A 15,951-nucleotide genomic window follows, 5' to 3' on the forward strand; every position below is an offset into this window, starting at 1 on the left:
TTATCAATTCTTGCCGGACAGCGTAAATCGGGCCGCGTCAGCCGCAGCGCGTCTGATGGCGTTGGACTTGTGGACGGTTTCCATGAATTCAGCCTCTGGATCGCTATCATACACAACGCCACCACCGGCCTGAATATATAGCTTTTGATCCTGAACGATGGCCGTTCGCAGGGCGATACACATGTCCATGTCTCCGCCGGCGCTGAAATAGCCGACGCCGCCGCCGTAGACACCGCGTTTTTCCGGCTCAAGCTCATCAATGATTTCCATGGCTCGTACCTTGGGCGCGCCCGAGACCGTCCCCGCAGGCATTCCCGCAAAAAAGGCGTCCAGCGCATCTTTACCCTCGGCCAGCTCACCCACAACGTTTGAAACGATGTGCATAACATGGCTGTACCGTTCGATGATGAACTCTTCGGTCGGGCGCACCGTTCCGATTTTTGAAACCCGCCCGGTGTCATTGCGGCCTAGATCCAACAGCATCAGATGTTCGGCCAGTTCTTTCTTGTCGGCCAGCAACTCAATTTCGTAAGCTTTGTCCTCTTCCGGGGTCGCTCCACGTGGGCGCGTCCCGGCGATGGGTCGTATGGTGACTTCATTGCCAAACACGCGCACCAGGATTTCCGGGCTGGCGCCGATCACCTGAAACCCGCCAAAGTTAAAATAGAACATGAAGGGCGACGGGTTTGTTCGCCGCAGCGACCGGTACAACGCAAATGGAGGCAGCGGGAAATCCTGCGTCCAGCGCTGCGCTGGCACTACCTGAAAGATATCGCCAGCTCGAATGTATTCCTTGGCTTTCTCGACTGCTTCCAGATAGCCGGACTTGGTAAAATTCGAGACGGGTGGAGCGACTTCGTACGCATCGCCAAGGTCGCGTGTTTCAGCAGGCATCGCCCGCTCCAGATCGCGCACTGCGTCCATGACGCGCTCGGCGGCCTGGGCATACGCAGCCTTGGCTGACTGGCCATCGCTGACCCAGGCGGGGGAAACGACCGTGACTTCGCCCTTCACACCATCCAGTACCGCGACGACAGAAGGGCGCAGCATGACGGCATCCGGCAGGCCCAAAGGGTCGGGGTTGATGTTCGGCAGATACTCGACCAAGCGCACCATGTCGTAACCGAGATAGCCAAATAGTCCCGCCGCAGCTTGTGGAAGGTCGTCAGGCAGCTCGATCCGGCTTTCGGCCAGAAGCGTCCGAAGGTTGTCCATCGGATCGCCATCCTGAGCCGTGAAAGCGTCCGGGTCGAACCGGGCCGAGCGGTTCAGTTCCGAGGTTTCAGCGCGACAGCGCCAGATCAGGTCGGGTTTCATACCGATGATCGAATACCGTCCGCGGACCTCGCCACCAGTTACCGACTCGAGCATAAAGGCGTCTTTTTGCGCGCCGGTCAGTTTCAGCATCAAGGAGACAGGCGTATCAAGATCGGCTGCCAGACGGGTGTAAACGACCTGGTTCTCGCCGGCCTCATAAGCACGGGCGAAGCTGTCAAACTCGGGGGTCAGGGCCATATTCGGTCTCTTAATTAATAGCTCGCCTGAACGGCGTTCAGTGCTTGCTGATCCACCACAGGACGGGCGCGGGCCTGGGCGTCGCGAACATAGGCATCGAAAATGTTCTGTGCCAGAGCCTGATTCAGCTGAGCGGCCAGCGCTTGTTGAACCTGACGGCGTTCATCGGTCTCGGCAGGGGGCAACAATTCGTCAAGTCGAACGATCAACGCGACCCCGGCACCGGGAACGACACGATAGCTTCCTAGTTCCATGTCGAACACTTCCGGCATGAAACCTGCGGGTACATCTTCTAGAAATGCAGTTCGTGTCAGAGCGTTTTCCACGCGGTGAGGTAGGCCGGTCGTGGTGAAATCCCCGTTCTCCTGCAACTGCTCCAACACGGCATTCGCGTGGTCTTCCAACGCTTTGTCAGTTTGAACCTGTGTCCAGGCCGCCGCAACGCGATCACGCGCTGATTCCAGCGGTTCAGGCCGACGAGGCAGCGTTTCGTTCAGGCGCAGCGCAAAGATCGAACCGTCCTCCAGGAATGCAATCTCGGGAAAATCCCCGTCTTGCACGGCTTCGGCTGCACTGCGGAAACCGTCATATGCGGCCACGCCATCCTGACTGGCGCGAGTCCAGTCGATCTGTCCCAGCTCCATCCCGGTCTCGGCTGCTAACTCATCGAGTGTTGCCCCGCCTGCAAGCAGGTCATTGATGTCTTCGGACTGAGCCTCGATCTGGCGGCGCGCACGGTCTGCGGCCAACTCTTCGCGCAGAGCTGGGGCGGCGTCTTCGAAGGGAGTGTTGTTCTCAGCCAGCGAGCCGTTGATACGGAAAAGGGCAGGGCCGAATACCGAGGGCAGAGGTCCAACAACAGTGTCCAGTTCAGCCGCGAAAATGGCCTCGGCCGCATCGCCTAGGTCGTCGCGGGTAACGTCGCCCAGATCCACGTCGCTCAGCTCAAGCTCACGGTCACGGACAAGTTGTTCGAAGGTTGTCCCGCCAACTTCAATCTGTGCCATGGCATCTTGCGCAGCGGCGTCATCAGAAAAAGAAAGGCGTTCAACAAGGCGGCGCTCGGGTTGCTGAAACTCGTCTGCGCGCTGTTCGAAAAGCCGGAGAACTGAATCTTCGTCCACCTCGACACTATCCAGCAGCATATTGGGCGACAGAATCGTATAGGTCAGCTTTTTGGTGCGGGGCAGGGAAAACTGGTCCTGGTTCTCGTCGTAATAGGCCTGGATTTGTTCATCGGTTGGGGTTGCAACCGGCTCTGCCAAAACTTCGGGTGAAACGGTTGCAACAGTAAAGCTGCGGCGGGCACCGACAAAGTCTGTCAGAACTTCAGTCAGGATCGAGGGCATTTCTACTCCGCTGACCACGGCATCCTGCACGATGGTCCGTGCGGATTCTTTCCTCAGATCGGTTTCAAACTCGGTGTCGGTCATGCCAACCTGTTCAAGCTGAAAGCGATATGCCTCACGGTCGAAAGAACCATCAGGCCCCTGAAACGCAGGGATCGAGACGATTTCTTCCTGCAAATTTTCATCGCCGATCGAAATACCCAGCAGACCAACTTCGTTATCCAAAGCAGCCAGCGCGGTGAGGCGCGACAGAGCCAGCTGGTCCAAGCCAAAATCGCGGGCCTGTGACATTTGCAGGGGCTGGCCGGTCTGGCTTTCGACCGCGCGGATTTCGCGCTGAAGTTCGCGGACGTAATCGTCAATCGAGATATCTTCGTTGCCCACCTGTGCTACAGTGCGCACGGTTCCAGTCAGGCTGGTCGCGCCAAATCCTGCAAGGCCCAGCATCAAAAGACCCATGAGGATCCAGACAAAGGTCTTTGATAGATTTTTCATGCCTGCGGCCATGGTGCCCTCTTGTTTTATTCGGCAAGTATTTGCCCTGTCGGTTGCGGCCCTGAATACGACGCGCACCGCCGGGGGGCAAGCTTAGAAGGAGAGAGCGTGCAGGCGGTCAAACAATTCCGTAATTCCGTTGCGATCAAGATTGGCAAATGCGATGCGGACTTGTCGTTTCCCGGCCGGGTCGTGATCGGGCATGAACATCGTGCCTGGCAGCAACAGAATGCTGGCATCCGTGACCAGCCGACGGGCTAAATCATCCGAAGAGATGTCAAACGGGTGTTCGAAATAGGCAAAATAGGCGCCCAACCCAAGCAACCGCCATCCTTTACTGGTCAGTTTGGGAAGTTGTCTTGTAATGACAGCGCGACGGTCGAGGATTTCCCTTCGTTCATCGGCCAGCCATTGCGACAGGTTTTGCATCCCCCAAAGCGCACCAAACTGACCGATTTGGTTTGGACAGATCGCGACGGTATCCAGAAATTTCTCAATCTCAGACAGCAGCGACGGACTGGTCGCAACAGCACCTACTCTGTGACCGGTCAGACGGTAGGCCTTTGAAAACGAATATAGATGAATCAGAGTGTCATCCCAGCCCGGCAGAGCGAACAGATCGTGGGGCGGGCCGCTGCGGCTGTCGAAATCGCGGTAGGTCTCATCAACCAAAAGCTTAATTCCGGTTTCGCGCGACAGTTCGAAAAACGCGCGCAGCAGTTCAGCCGGGTATTCGACACCGCCGGGATTGTTCGGGGTGACCAGAGCAATGGCGCGGGTCTTATCCGTTATCAAATCCCGCGCCGCGTTCACCTCTGGCAACAGTCCATCATCAGTTCTCAGATCAATGGCGTTAACACCTGTCATATCCAGCCACATTTTATGGTTGAAATACCATGGCGTGGGCAGAATGACCTCATCCCCTTGGTCTGTGATGGAGGAAATCGCTGCGGCGAAGGCCTGATTGCAGCCAGAAGTAATGGCAACCTGTTCCTGTACGACAGGTGCGCCATAATGATCCGAAATCTGGCTGGCCAGCTCAGACCTGAGGGCGCTGTTGCCCAGAACCGGGCCATAGAGATGAGCGGAATCCTCGATCGACGCATAAGCCGCCATCGCCTGACGCATCTCAAGTGGCGGCGGATCGACTGGGGCCGCCTGACTTACGTTTATCAAGGGCCGGTCTTCAGGGAAGGTCACGCCTTCGATCCACCGGCGCGCCTCCATGACTGGGGGCGGAAAGGTGGCGGCGGTGCGTGTCCGTGTCATCTCAGTGCCCCAGTCAGTTGCTGCGCTTGGGCCGGATCAATCCGTGCCCCGGTAGGGTTCGACATATTGCAAAGCCATATCCCACGGGAAGAAAATCCAAGTGTCCTGGCTGACTTCGGTGATGAAAGTGTCAACCATCGGGCGGCCTTTCGGCTTGGCATAAACAGTCGCGAAATGCGCCTTGGGATACATCGCCCGCACCAGTTCCAGAGTTTTGCCACTGTCGACCAGATCGTCGACAATCAGGATTCCGGTGCCGTCGCCCATGAGGTCAGCGTCGGGTGCTTTGAGCACTTCGGCTTCGCCTTGATCCTGGTGATGGTAGGAGCGCACGCTGATCGTGTCGACTGTGCGAATGTCCAGCTCGCGGCTGACAATCATCGCCGGTGCCATACCGCCACGGGTAATGGCAACGACGCCACGCCAGGCCCCATCATTCGGACCTTGCCCATCCAGCCGCCAAGCGAGCGCTCGGGAATCGCGGTGAATCTGATCCCAGCTGATGTGAAAGCCTTTTTCGTGGGGCAGGCGGTCCTTGGCACTCATGATTCAACCCTTCTCAACATCTGGAGCATCAACGGCTTTCATACCGACGATGTGGTATCCCGAATCCACATGCAGGTTCTCACCAGTGACACCGCCGCTTAGATCGGAAAGCAGATACAGCGCCGAGTTGCCCACATCGTCGATGGTCACATTGCGGCGCAGGGGTGAGTTATATTCGTTCCACTTCATGATATAGCGAAAGTCGCCGATGCCGCTGGCGGCCAGTGTCTTGATCGGCCCGGCCGAGATCGCATTCACACGAATGCCGTCCTTGCCTAAATCCTCGGCCAGATATTTGACCGATGCTTCCAGCGCGGCTTTGGCAACGCCCATGACATTATAATGCGGCATCACCTGTTCGGCGCCGTAATAGGTCAGGGTGATGGCGCTGCCGCCTTCGGTCATCATCTTTTCGGCACGCTGCATCACGGCGGTAAAGGAATAAACCGACACGTCCATCGTGAGGTTGAAATTCGCCCGCGACGTATCAACATAGCGCCCGCGTAGCTCATTCTTGTCTGAAAACCCGATTGCGTGGACAACAAAGTCCAGCTTTCCCCATTTCTCGGATAGCGCATCAAACAATCCGTCGATCGAGGCTTCATCGCTGACATCGCAGGGCAGGACGATTTCACTGCCCAGCTGTGCCGCCAGAGGGTCAACGCGCTTTTTCAAGGCATCCCCTTGATATGAGAATGCTAACTCGGCCCCGGCCTCGGACAAGGCGCGGGCGATTCCCCATGCGATTGATTTGTCATTGGCCAGTCCCATGATGAGGCCGCGCTTTCCGGCCATCAACTGATTTGACATGTTCGGTTCTCCGCCTGTCTTCGCGTTATGTTGCGTTGGTTTATGCCATTGGCTGGTCTGCTTCAAGGCCGTGCACTCTTGCCCGTGGCGGGAACTCGCCCTAGGGTATCCCTCAATAGTTTCCAGGGGATGGAAATGAGCGAACGTGATGGCATCTTCGCAGGAACCGACCCATTTGCAATAGCAGGGCGGTGGCTGGGCGAAGCTGTGAAGAGTGAACCCAACGATCCTAACGCGATTGCACTGGCAACCGTGGGCGAAGATGGTATGCCCAATGTACGAATGGTGCTGTTGAAAGAGATCGAAGCCGACGCCTTCGTTTTCTACACAAATTACGAAAGTGCCAAGGCAGGCGAGTTGGACAATGCTGGCAAGGCGGCCTTCGTGATGCATTGGAAATCTTTGCGGCGTCAAATCCGCGTTCGTGGTATAATCACGCGCGAGGATGGACCAAAGGCTGATGAATATTATGCCTCCAGGTCATTGAAAAGTCGGCTTGGTGCATGGGCGTCCAAGCAATCTCAGCCGCTTAGCAGCCGTTCCGCGCTGATGGCGGATGTGGCGAAAGTGACCGCAAGGCTTGGCCCTAACCCTCCGCGCCCTAAATTTTGGGGTGGTTACCGGCTTGTGCCGACGGAAATTGAATTCTGGGCAGACGGCGCATTTCGTCTGCATGACAGGTTCAGGTGGTGCCGGGATGACGCTGCTTCGGAATGGCAGATTCAGAGGTTGAATCCATGACGTTCACGTGTCGCGAATTGCAATGCGCAGATAACAAAGGGATTTTTCACCTTGAATTTGCGCGTCAATCCCATACACATCGGACCCTTAACAAAGTGAAAAAAAACGCAGTGGGACCACAGTGCCAGAAGATCTGAACAACATGTACCGCGTCCGAGGACACGTTAAATGGTTCGACCCTGCCAAAGGATACGGCTTTGTCGTCTCGGATGAAGGTGGGCCGGATATTCTGCTGCACGTAAACGTTTTGCGTAATTTCGGTCAAAGCTCGGTTGCAGACGGGGCGGGCATCGAAATTATGACGCATCGCACTGATCGCGGTGTGCAAGCTGTCGAAGTCATCAGCGTCGATCCGCCAGCGCGCGCCGATACGATGATGCTCGCGGATTTTGCTGAACTTGATCCAGTTGAGATTGCAGCGGCTCCTTTGGTGGCTGCGCGGGTTAAGTGGTTCGACAAGGGCAAAGGGTTTGGCTTCGCTAATGTATTCGGGCGTGGCGAAGATGTGTTCCTGCATATTGAGGTTCTACGCCGTTCGGGGCTTGCGGATCTGCAACCCGGTGAAGCATTGGCCATGCGGGTCATAGACGGACAGCGTGGTCGGATGGCGGCCCAGGTTATGGCCTGGGAAGCAGCCATGGATGACTGATCTGCCATGGCAGGGCTTTTCAAGGTTCTGACTGTCGTCTTGTTACTTTGGGCCGGTGGCGCAGAGGCCGCCTGTCGTACAGATCGTGTTAGCCTGAAAAATGATAAGTCCCAAATCGGCTTTGATATTGAACTCGCCGTGTCGCCACAGGAGCGATCGCGCGGACTCATGTTTCGAGAATCGCTTCCGGTACGTTCAGGGATGCTGTTTGTATTCGACCCGCCGCAACCTGTTGCGTTCTGGATGAAGAACACGCTGATTCCTCTGGACCTGATCTTCATAGATAAGACGGGTATGGTAACGAAAGTTCATCACAACGCGATTCCCGGTGATTTGACCCCCATCGGAGGGGGCGATTCGGTATTCGCGGTGTTGGAAATCAACGCTGGTCTCGCAGATCGTTATCTGATCACGCCTGGAACACAGATCCAGCACAAAGTTTTTTCACATGGTCCGGCGATTTGGCCCTGTTAGGGCTTTTCAAATCAGAACGGCACGGTTAGGAAGGCGCACGGTTCGGGGCGTGGCGCAGTCTGGTAGCGCACCTGTTTTGGGTACAGGGGGTCGTAGGTTCGAATCCTGCCGCCCCGACCACTTCTTCAAAAATTAAAATGGCGACCCACCCATCGTTCGATAGATGGCGCTAAGGGTTTTATCCAATTCTTTGCTTTCTACAGGGACTTTTGCAGCAGGCCCTGTTTCGCGCGGCACATTAAAAAACAGATCCGCTTCAACTAGATAGCCACCTGCGTTTTTTTCGGCGGTCAGCCGAGTCACACTTTTGGGTAGGTTCTGTGGATAGCCGTCATAGTTGAGAATCAGGTAGGCTGTGGTCTTCGGAGGCAGAAGTTCCTGACACTCGAACTGACGATTTCCGATTTTCCTAAATTCCTCACCCGGGCCGTTGCAAGATGTCTCGAACGTAGCAAACAACTTGTCGGGAAAGGCTGAGAACTGCGCGCTGCGCGATGTGGCGGGCGTTTCTTGTGGCGTGCAGGCCACGATCAGGGCAAACAGGGAAATTATTCGAAACGCGGTCATTGATCGGTCTGCCCTTTGTTGGATGTGCTTTTAAGCGCACCTCTGAGTAATGTCGAAATCGGCCGGATGCTGATTCTATTTCAACCTAGACATCTTAAGGCTGGTTTATCAAATCGCGATAAGTAAGCCGGAAAGAACGGTTAATCGTATTGCGGACTTGGCCAGGTGATGGCGAACCATGGCGGATAACTCTGTGGAGGAATCGGAAACTGTCCTTCACCAGTTTGTCTATGCGGATCGGTCAACATAAAAGATTCCAAAAATGGCGGAAAAAGGCCGTTGACGATCTATGTGTGAATACGCCAGATTGTATAGGCCGAAAGTGCTGCCACTAAATCTGGTAGAAAATCCAGAACGTGGCACAGGGCGAGGGCTGGAGAGCACATCATACTTACGTGCGTCCGTCGGAACGGGGTCACGCTGCTTCGGGCAGCGGCCGGTTTCCTGCGCCCAAGATTTTCGGTTAGGGCAGATGGTCCGTTTATTGGGATCAAAAGCCAAGGGACAAGTTGATTGAATCTAGGGCGGCGGACATGAAGATTGACAGAAAATTTACCAAATCGGGACAGGATGCTTATGCAGAGCTTAAGTTCGCTTCTGCGACGTCAGAAATCCGAAACCCGGATGGGACCATCGTTTTCCGCCTGGACGATATCGAGGTTCCTACCAGCTGGAGCCAGGTCGCAAGCGACGTCATCGCGCAGAAGTATTTCCGCAAAGCAGGCGTTCCGACCAAGCTGAAGAAGGTCAAGGAAAAGGATGTCCCAGAATTTCTGTGGCGTTCTGTTCCGGCTGAGGACGCTGAATTTGGGGGCGAAATCTCGTCCAAACAGGTGTTTGACCGTCTTGCCGGCGCCTGGGCCTATTGGGGCTGGAAAGGTGGCTATTTCTCGACCGAGGATGACGCGAGCGCCTATTTCGACGAGATGCGTTATATGCTGGCGACTCAGCGCGCTGCGCCGAACAGCCCGCAATGGTTCAATACCGGCCTGCACTGGGCTTACGGAATCGATGGCCCGGCACAGGGGCACCACTATGTCGATTATAAGTCAGGCAAGCTGACCAAATCGAAATCCGCCTATGAACATCCGCAGCCGCATGCGTGTTTCATCCAGTCCGTAGATGATGATTTGGTGAACGAGGGTGGCATTATGGACCTGTGGGTCCGCGAGGCGCGCCTGTTCAAATACGGAAGCGGAACCGGGACCAACTTTAGCCACCTGCGTGGCGAGGGCGAGGCACTGTCGGGTGGCGGTAAATCCTCGGGTTTGATGGGCTTTCTCAAGATCGGCGACCGCGCCGCTGGCGCGATTAAATCAGGCGGCACGACCCGTCGAGCAGCAAAGATGGTCATCGTCGATGCAGATCACCCAGACATCGAGAAATTCATCGAATGGAAGGTGATCGAAGAGCAGAAGGTGGCCTCGATCGTTGCCGGATCGAAGATGCACGAGAAGATGCTGAACGGCATTTTCGAGGCCATCCGCAGCTGGGACGGCGCGCAGGAAGACGCGTATGATCCCAAGACGAATGACAGCCTGAAAAAGGCGGTTCGCGAGGCGAAAAATGTTGCGATCCCAGAGACTTACATCAAACGCGTTCTGGATTACGCCAAGCAGGGCCACGATAGCATCGAATTCCCGACCTACGATACGGATTGGGATTCGGAAGCCTACAGCTCGGTTTCGGGCCAGAACTCGAACAACTCGATTCGCGTAACCAACGCCTTCCTGACCGCTGTCGAGAAGGACGCGGACTGGGAGCTTATCAACCGCACAAACGGGAAAGTCGCCAAGACCGTCAAGGCGCGCGACCTGTGGGAAAAGGTTGGCCACGCGGCCTGGGCCTGCGCCGATCCCGGCATCCAGTTTCACGACACAGTCAACGAGTGGCATACATGCCCCAAAGATGGGGAGATTCGCGGATCGAACCCATGTTCGGAATATATGTTCCTCGATGATACGGCCTGTAATCTTGCGTCGATGAACTTGCTGACTTTCCTCAAGGATGATGAGTTCCAGGCAGTGGACTATATGCATGCCTCGCGCTTGTGGACCCTAACGCTGGAAATCTCGGTGACCATGGCGCAGTTCCCGTCCAAGGAAATCGCGCAGCTGTCCTATGACTTCCGCACTTTGGGTTTGGGCTATGCCAATATCGGCGGTCTGCTGATGAACATGGGCTATAGCTATGACTCGGATGAAGGCCGCGCGATCTGTGGCGCGCTGACCGCGATCATGACCGGTGTAGCCTATGCAACCTCGGCCGAGATCGCTGGTGAATTGGGTCCGTTCAATGGCTATGAGCGCAACGCCGATAACATGCTTCGGGTCATCCGCAACCATCGCCGCGCATCTCAGGGTGTGACTGAAGGATATGAGAAACTGGCAGTGAAGCCTGTACCTCTGGACCATGGCAACTGCCCGGATAAACGTATGGTTGATCTGGCGATGTCAGCTTGGGACGAAGCGCTGAGCCTGGGTGAGCAGAACGGTTACCGCAATGCGCAGGCCACTGTGATTGCGCCAACCGGAACCATCGGTCTGGTGATGGATTGCGACACCACTGGGATCGAGCCGGACTTTGCTTTGGTAAAGTTCAAGAAACTGGCCGGTGGCGGGTATTTCAAAATCATCAACCGCTCGGTGCCTGCAGCGCTGGAAAAGCAGGGGTATTCCTCGGCTCAGATTGAAGAGATCGTCAGCTACGCGGTTGGTCATGGCACCATCGGCAACGCTCCGGGGATCAACCACACCTCGCTGACGGGTCACGGCTTTGGCCCCAATGAACTGGCCAAAGTGGATGCCGCGCTGGAAAGCGCCTTCGACATCCGGTTCGTGTTCAACCAGTGGACTCTGGGCGAGGATTTCTGCACCGGGGTTCTCGGCATCCCTGCGACCAAGCTGAATGACCCGACCTTCGATCTGCTGCGCCATCTGGGTTTTACCAAAGCGGATATCGACGCGGCCAACGACCACGTTTGCGGAACCATGACGCTGGAAGGCGCGCCGCATCTGAAGGAAGAGCATTATTCGATCTTCGACTGTGCCAACCCGTGCGGCAAGAAAGGCAAGCGTTTCCTAGGTGTTGACAGCCACATCACCATGATGGCTGCAGCGCAGAGCTTCATTTCGGGTGCGATCAGCAAGACGATCAACATGCCGAATGACGCCACCATCGAGGATTGCCAGAAAGCTTATGAGCTGTCCTGGTCGCTGGGTGTGAAGGCCAACGCGCTGTATCGCGACGGCTCTAAACTGTCGCAGCCATTGGCAGCCGCGCTGGTCGAGGATGACGAAGAGGCAGCAGAAGTTCTGGAAACCGGGACGCCGCAGGAAAAAGCCGTCGTTCTGGCCGAGAAGGTCATCGAGAAGGTCGTCGTCAAGGAAATCATCCGCAGCCATCGTGAGAAACTGCCGCATCGCCGCAAGGGTTACACTCAAAAGGCAATCGTGGGTGGCCACAAGGTATACCTGCGCACGGGCGAGTTCGAAGACGGCCAATTGGGTGAGATCTTCATCGACATGCACAAGGAAGGCGCTGGCTTCCGTGCGATGATGAACAACTTTGCCATCGCCGTGTCGGTCGGTCTGCAATATGGCGTGCCGCTGGAAGAGTTCGTGGATGCCTTCACCTTCACCAAGTTCGAACCGGCGGGAATGGTACAGGGCAACGACTCGATCAAGAATGCGACGTCGATCCTGGATTACATCTTCCGCGAACTGGCCGTGTCCTACCTTGATCGTACTGATCTGGCCCATGTGAAACCCGAAGGCGCAAGCTTTGACGATCTGGGTCGGGGTGAGGAAGAGGGTGTCTCGAACGTGTCCGAGATCAGCGAAAGCGCTGCATCCAAGTCTTTGGAAGTTCTGAAACAAATCAGCTCGACCGGGTATCTGCGCAAACGGATGCCGCAGGAACTGATGGTTCTGAACGGCGGACAGAACGTGGTGAACGGCATGGCCGAAACCGCAGCCACTTTTGAAGCTCCGGTGGTTGAATCCGCCGCCGCAACCGGAATGGATGCCCGCACCAAAGCCAAGATGCAGGGCTATGAGGGCGATCCTTGCGGTGAATGCGGAAACTACACGTTGGTGCGCAACGGCACCTGCATGAAATGCAACACCTGCGGTTCAACAAGCGGGTGTAGCTGAGTTAAGCGCCCCGGCAACCCAGGGCGCAGGGGTCGGAAGCTGCCACAGTTACCGGCCCCGACGAATACGGAGCAAGGCGCAGAGACTTACCTTCGATGCCTTGGTCCACTCGGCCGACATGCCCGTGTTGGCCGGGAACAGGGTGGGGCGGAATATTTGCTCTTTCCCACTCTTTCACGGAACGGGTGCGCTCGTTCCATGCGACGTCCAGGCCGCAGGCAAACAAAACACCGGGCGGTCAACGAATGGAGCCTGGATGGCGAAACTGACAGGGGGCTTCGGCCCCCTTTCTTTTTGTCCTAAAGCCGTTAACTCGGCAGAGCCTCGCCATATTGCCTGTTTCCCATCGGGCAAGAACCGCCGACCGTGTTTGGGGGAGTTTTACCCAGCGACAGACCGCGGATGCGACTCTGGCAAACACGCGGAGTTTGGCGCGAAATCAAAGCGATGGTACTCAGTGGCTGACAACTGGTGGTGATTGCGTGTTCTTGATGCTTGTCCGGACACAAAACACACAAACTCTATCAGGAGGCATCACAATGAAACTGAATACTCTGGTCACATTTTCCACACTTGCTTTTGCTCTGCCGACTTTGGCTGTCGCGCAGTCTGCGGCGGATACCAATGGGGACGGCGTTCTGACAATCGAAGAAGTTCAGGCCGTCGTGCCAGACGTTGATGCAAACGGATTTGCAGCAATGGATGCAAATGGCGACGGCGCGCTGGATCAGGATGAAATTGCAATCGCGCAGGAAGCCGGGTTGCTGCCATCTACAAACGGCTGATCAACAAATTATCAAGGCGGCCAGACGAAAATTCTGGCCGCCTTTCTAGGTGTTTATCTGGGTAGGTGAATGTTGAATTTACTGCGAATCTGCGCATCCAATGCCGGATCGAACTGTGCCGGAGAAGAGGTCGACAGGATTTCCAGTTTTCGCGCGGTCGCTTTTTCGATCAAGTCAGGTTTGCCAAGCTCGACCCATTCTTTCGGAGACGTTCGATCTCCATGTGCGGGATACACATAATCGGCCTGCATGCGCCCAAGTGTGGCATCGGTTCCCAAATAGTGACCGGGCCCACCAAGGCAAACCTCGGCCATCTGATCCAATGCCAGTGTTTCGTCAGATACTTCGATCCCGCGGACGCAGCGCATCGCCTGTCCGATAAGATCATCCCCTAAGATCAAGCTTTCAAAGCAAAAACCCAACAGAGACGAGTGCATCCCGGCGGATTCATAAACCATATTCAGGCCCGACAGGCCGGCCATGACGTTCGAGCACATCTGCTCCCATCCCGCTTGCATATCGGGCAATTTGGAATCCGACGCGCCTGCGGCGGCTCCGCCTGGCAGATCATAAAACTTGTGCATTTGGGCACAGCCTGCGCTGAGCAGAGCCTGTTCACCTGATCCTACGGACATGGCGCCTGTCCGAAGGTCCAACCCAAAGGGCCAGGTTCCAAAAATCGCCGGTGCACCTGGCTTTACGGCATTTACATAAACCAAACCGGCAAGACATTCTGCTGTCGCCTGGGCAATGGCGCCTGCGATTGTGGACGGAGCAGTTGCACCTGCCATTCCGGCCGAAAGAAGAAGAACAGGCATTCCTGCCTTGATGCATTCCTCCATCACCTGACAGCTTTCAGTGGCAAACTTCATGGGCGGTACGACAAAGCAGTTCGAGTTCGAGATGAATGGCCGCTCGCGCCACTTGTCTTCACCGCCTGCGATCATGTGGATTAGTTCCATCGCTGGCGCGACATAACTAGGATCGGTGAACGATGTGCCGATATGCTTGTAAGTGCCAGAACTACAAGCATAAACCGTGTTCAGGTCCATCTCGAGATTGTCGGAAATATCGCGACAAACCATCGGGCGTTGGACAAAATGGATGTTATCCAGCTGTTGGCAAATCCGCGCGGCATCGTGCAGATCCTGCACAGTCGAATCGCGGTATTCGCGGCCGTTGACTTCAACCATACTGACAGCGGCACCGGCGGTCCCATAGTGAACCTTTGCCCCCGACAATTCCAGGTCAGTTTGACCATCCCGGCTGAACAATGTGACCGAGCGGTTGGCTTTGGCAATGGTGTCTTCAACCAGCGCGCGCGGAAACCGGATGCGTCCGTCGTCGCCAAGTGTGCAGCCCGCGCCAACCAGATAGTCGATCCCGCTTTGCGGAGCATCCGCCAGACCTATGGTTTCAAGCGCCTGCAGCGCGGCCTCGTGAATGCGTTCGACTTGTGGCTGAGTCAGTGGCTTGTAGCGTCCGCCCTCCATTCCCGGGCGGATAGGGCGCAGATGATCAGGCAGAGCAGATGCGCGGGCAGCACGACGCGCAGCACGTCCGCCACTGCGGGAAGAGTTACGGGGTTGGTCGTTCATGTTTAGGATCCAATAGTGAGAAACGTATTTTGAGAGGCCTTACAAAAAGCCTGAAGGACGCCCCCTGGCAGCACGTCCCCGATCCGCGCCGATTGTGCGGCTGATCAGGTGGATTTTCCAAAATTCGTTCTGCATTTGGTTCCTCATCCAGTGGCCGCAGTGTTCCAATTCAGAACGGCATTATCTGTTCTATTTGCGACCTTGATGCCGAAAAGCGAAGCAAATTCTCAAGTGATTGTTGCCTAAAGATATTTTTCCCCGAGGCGGTCGAAATCTGCTATAATTTCTCTGCTTACTTGAATTGGGCCACTAGGCTAAACACTTTTTTAACGAATGCGGCCCAGTTTGTAGCAAATTGATCTGAATACTCGAAAGCATTTCTGAAAGGTTTTTGGTGAATCGTAGGAAGGTGCATATCGCATTAATTGTTGCTCTGGCGACATCCGGCTTCTCACCGGCTTTGGCCGAGGATTGGAGCGGTGCCTATGCGGGATTCAGCTTTGGCTATGCTGATGCAGACGGGCCGAATGGTTCAAGCGGCAGCGACACCAGCTTTGGTCCTCATCTCGGGTATGACTTTGATTTCGGCAAGTTCGTGTTGGGTGGTGAGCTTGAGTATAACCGGCTGTCGCTGAATCTTGGTCAGGGCGAAGGCAGTCTGGATAGCATGACCCGGCTGAAACTGCGCGGCGGATACGATTTCGGTAATGCGTTGGGATATGTAGTTATCGGTGCGGCGCGCGTGGATTCCACGGTCGAAAACGATACCGCAGCGGTTTATGGCATTGGTGTCGCTTATCCGATTGGCAATAATTTCGTCATCAGCGGTGAGGCGCTGCGCCAGAATTTCAATGACGTTACCCGATCGAATGGGGGGCTGGATTCGAATGTGTTCAATCTGCGTACGACATTTCGGTTCTAGCAAGATTTCCAGATTGAATCTGATCTGAGCTGCCGAATTCACGACTATGAAGGTCTGGCGTTTGCGGAGCATGGCGT

General features: G+C 55.7%; 13 protein-coding genes and 1 tRNA gene. 7 read left to right on the top strand and 7 right to left on the bottom strand.

Features of this window, described 5'->3' with window-relative positions; all coding sequences use genetic code 11:
- Nucleotides 1–3 precede the first annotated feature (3 nt).
- The 5 genes from trpE to fabI all read right to left on the bottom strand — a co-directional run bounded on the left by trpE (nucleotide 4) and on the right by fabI (nucleotide 5,984).
- Nucleotides 4–1,515 carry an anthranilate synthase component I gene (trpE, locus tag AC2FJV_RS16820; RefSeq protein WP_281994570.1) on the bottom strand — a complete coding sequence of 504 codons (1,512 nt, stop codon included), beginning with the start codon at nucleotides 1,513–1,515 and terminating at the stop codon, nucleotides 4–6.
- A gap of 14 nt (nucleotides 1,516–1,529) precedes the next feature.
- The gene (locus AC2FJV_RS16825; RefSeq protein ID WP_496714125.1) at nucleotides 1,530–3,371 is read right to left on the bottom strand and encodes a peptidylprolyl isomerase; all 1,842 of its coding nucleotides are present in this window, start codon (nucleotides 3,369–3,371) and stop codon (nucleotides 1,530–1,532) included.
- A gap of 81 nt (nucleotides 3,372–3,452) precedes the next feature.
- Nucleotides 3,453–4,628, bottom strand: coding sequence for an aminotransferase (locus tag AC2FJV_RS16830; protein WP_496693485.1), 1,176 nt, complete (start codon nucleotides 4,626–4,628; stop codon nucleotides 3,453–3,455).
- A gap of 36 nt (nucleotides 4,629–4,664) precedes the next feature.
- Nucleotides 4,665–5,174, bottom strand: a complete 510-nt coding sequence (gene gpt / locus AC2FJV_RS16835; protein ID WP_142633622.1) for a xanthine phosphoribosyltransferase — start codon at nucleotides 5,172–5,174, stop codon at nucleotides 4,665–4,667.
- A gap of 3 nt (nucleotides 5,175–5,177) precedes the next feature.
- Nucleotides 5,178–5,984 carry an enoyl-ACP reductase FabI gene (fabI, locus tag AC2FJV_RS16840; RefSeq protein WP_142633624.1) on the bottom strand — a complete coding sequence of 269 codons (807 nt, stop codon included), beginning with the start codon at nucleotides 5,982–5,984 and terminating at the stop codon, nucleotides 5,178–5,180.
- Between the two features lie 135 nt (nucleotides 5,985–6,119).
- Between fabI and pdxH the strand changes: the two genes are divergently transcribed.
- From pdxH to AC2FJV_RS16860, 4 genes are all read left to right on the top strand, one after another.
- Nucleotides 6,120–6,725: a pyridoxamine 5'-phosphate oxidase gene (gene pdxH, locus AC2FJV_RS16845; RefSeq protein ID WP_496688179.1), complete on the top strand. Its 606-nt coding sequence runs from the start codon at nucleotides 6,120–6,122 to the stop codon at nucleotides 6,723–6,725.
- Nucleotides 6,726–6,867: 142 nt separating this feature from the next.
- Complete coding sequence (locus AC2FJV_RS16850; RefSeq protein ID WP_282021219.1) at nucleotides 6,868–7,374, top strand: cold-shock protein; 507 nt, start codon at nucleotides 6,868–6,870, stop codon at nucleotides 7,372–7,374.
- 6 nt (nucleotides 7,375–7,380) lie between these two features.
- Entirely contained in the window at nucleotides 7,381–7,848 is a 468-nt protein-coding gene (locus AC2FJV_RS16855) for a DUF192 domain-containing protein (RefSeq protein WP_142633632.1), read from the top strand.
- Nucleotides 7,849–7,891: 43 nt separating this feature from the next.
- Nucleotides 7,892–7,968: transfer RNA gene (locus AC2FJV_RS16860), tRNA-Pro, on the top strand.
- A 12-nt stretch (nucleotides 7,969–7,980) separates the two neighbouring features.
- On the opposite strand, the gene AC2FJV_RS16865 is transcribed toward AC2FJV_RS16860, so the two are convergent.
- Entirely contained in the window at nucleotides 7,981–8,415 is a 435-nt protein-coding gene (locus AC2FJV_RS16865) for a hypothetical protein (protein ID WP_496675753.1), read from the bottom strand.
- A gap of 533 nt (nucleotides 8,416–8,948) precedes the next feature.
- Between AC2FJV_RS16865 and AC2FJV_RS16870 the strand changes: the two genes are divergently transcribed.
- Nucleotides 8,949–12,569 carry a vitamin B12-dependent ribonucleotide reductase gene (locus tag AC2FJV_RS16870; protein WP_496714126.1) on the top strand — a complete coding sequence of 1,207 codons (3,621 nt, stop codon included), beginning with the start codon at nucleotides 8,949–8,951 and terminating at the stop codon, nucleotides 12,567–12,569.
- Nucleotides 12,570–13,108: 539 nt separating this feature from the next.
- Nucleotides 13,109–13,354: an EF-hand domain-containing protein gene (locus tag AC2FJV_RS16875; protein WP_281972051.1), complete on the top strand. Its 246-nt coding sequence runs from the start codon at nucleotides 13,109–13,111 to the stop codon at nucleotides 13,352–13,354.
- 53 nt (nucleotides 13,355–13,407) lie between these two features.
- Here AC2FJV_RS16875 and AC2FJV_RS16880 read toward each other — a convergent pair whose 3' ends face one another.
- Complete coding sequence (locus AC2FJV_RS16880) at nucleotides 13,408–14,952, bottom strand: trimethylamine methyltransferase family protein (protein ID WP_496714127.1); 1,545 nt, start codon at nucleotides 14,950–14,952, stop codon at nucleotides 13,408–13,410.
- A gap of 409 nt (nucleotides 14,953–15,361) precedes the next feature.
- On the opposite strand from AC2FJV_RS16880, the gene AC2FJV_RS16885 reads away from it, so the two are divergent.
- A complete protein-coding gene (locus AC2FJV_RS16885) occupies nucleotides 15,362–15,874 on the top strand; it encodes an outer membrane protein (protein ID WP_142633643.1) in 513 nt (170 codons plus the stop codon).
- Nucleotides 15,875–15,951 lie beyond the last annotated feature (77 nt).

Source organism: Ruegeria sp. CDSA241, from assembly GCF_059611265.1.